Source organism: Bacillus sp. 05T31 (assembly GCF_056396725.1).
This window is the reverse complement of record NZ_JBFTMA010000826.1, coordinates 1-1,729: the sequence shown is the minus strand read 5'-3', so window position 1 is coordinate 1,729 and position 1,729 is coordinate 1. Positions and strand designations below refer to the sequence as shown.

Genomic DNA, 1,729 nt, shown 5'->3' with positions numbered 1-1,729 from the left:
GATGATTATCTTGTAAAACCATTTGATCCTTTAGAATTAGTTGTGAGAGTGAAGGCATTATTGAACGTTAACTTCAAATGTTTTACGATTTAACAGTACATTCCCAACTTGAATAGATTGCGATACTGTAATTTGGTAACGYTTCAATAATGCCTTCACTCTCACAACTAATTCTAAAGGATCAAATGGTTTTACAAGATAATCATCTGTTCCGAGGTGAAAYCCTTTTACTTTTTGAGATGTTTCACCTTTAGCAGTCAGCATAAGAATTGGGGTATCATAGTATTTTCTTAATTCATAACATAAATCAAACCCATCCATATTTGGCATCATAATATCAATAATCGCCATTTCGACTCTCACTTCTTCTATTTTTCGAAGAGCATCTAATCCATCAACGGCCTCATATATTTGAAAACCTTCTCGTTCCAAAAATACAGAAACAAGTTCTCTAATGTGCGGATCATCATCTACAATTAAAATTTTGGGTATCAAGGAATCATATCCTTTCTGCTTAACATACTTTTTAGCACTCTAAAATCAACAATCAGTGAAGTGCCCCTTCACTGATTGTTTTCATTCTATAATGCTCCTTCTTTAATTTTCAATTGTTGCATTGCAAATTCACGGTACATGTCATGTGTCCGTAATAACTCATCATGTGAGCCACTTCCTGTAAGATTCCCTTTTTCAATAAAGATAATTTTATCTGCATCTACAACAGTAGAAAGTCTATGCGCAATAACTAAAGTTGTTCTACCTTTCATTAAGTTATTTAACGCCTTCTGAACAACCGATTCCGATTTACTATCAAGACTTGACGTCGCTTCATCTAACATAAGGATTTGCGGGTTTCGTAGTAACGCTCGAGCAATCGCAATTCGTTGTCTTTGCCCTCCAGAAAGCTTCACACCACGCTCTCCAACTTCTGTTGCGTATCCACTTGGTAAATCATGAATAAACGCATCAACATACGCCATCGCTGCTACTTTTTCAATTTCTTCATCCGTCACTTCACCCTCAACACCGTAGCAAATATTATCGCGAATCGTTCCATCAATTAACGGACTATCTTGTGAAACGTAACCAATTTGACGTCGCCATGATTGTAATGAATATGCTRTAATTGGTTCTTTCCCTAATTTTATGAAACCACTAGTTGGCTCATAAAAACGTTCTAACAGCGAGAATAAAGTTGTTTTTCCGCTACCACTTGGTCCTACAATCGCCGTTACTTTTCCAGATTCAATCGTGAARTCGWTATTTTYCAASAYTTTCTCTTCTTCGTTATACTCAAAATGTACATTTTCAATAACGATYGRCTGCTTCGCATTTGTAACATTCATACCTGTTTCATGATCTTCTACTTCATATTCTAAAATCGTATTAATTCTTTCGGTTGCACCAATTGCTTTTTGGAACTGAGTAAAGAACATTGATAACTGACTCATTGGCATAATAATTTGAACCAAATACAAAATAAATGCTACAAGTTCACCTGTTGTTAATGCACCACTAGAAACTCGCATTCCACCATACCCTACGATAATAACAAGCAATGCCATTAAAACAAACGACATAACAGGTGAAATTAATGCTTGTACTTTTCCTTCTTTCAAACCAAATTGCAATAATTTTTGGATACCTGTATTACCTGTTTCATATTCTTTTTTTTCCGTATTTGAAGATTTTACTAAACGAATTTCTGATAGTACTTGTGGTACTTGTG

The 1,729-nt window shown here is 35.0% G+C and carries 1 protein-coding gene and 1 pseudogene; both read right to left on the bottom strand.

The window, feature by feature from the left end:
* Nucleotides 1–69 precede the first annotated feature (69 nt).
* Nucleotides 70–495: pseudogene (gene hitR, locus AC1DJR_RS28785) on the bottom strand (envelope stress response regulator transcription factor HitR); the annotation flags it as partial.
* An 86-nt stretch (nt 496–581) separates the two neighbouring features.
* On the bottom strand, nt 582–1,729 hold a 1,148-nt coding region (locus tag AC1DJR_RS28780), incomplete at its 5' end, for an ABC transporter ATP-binding protein (RefSeq protein WP_477004128.1).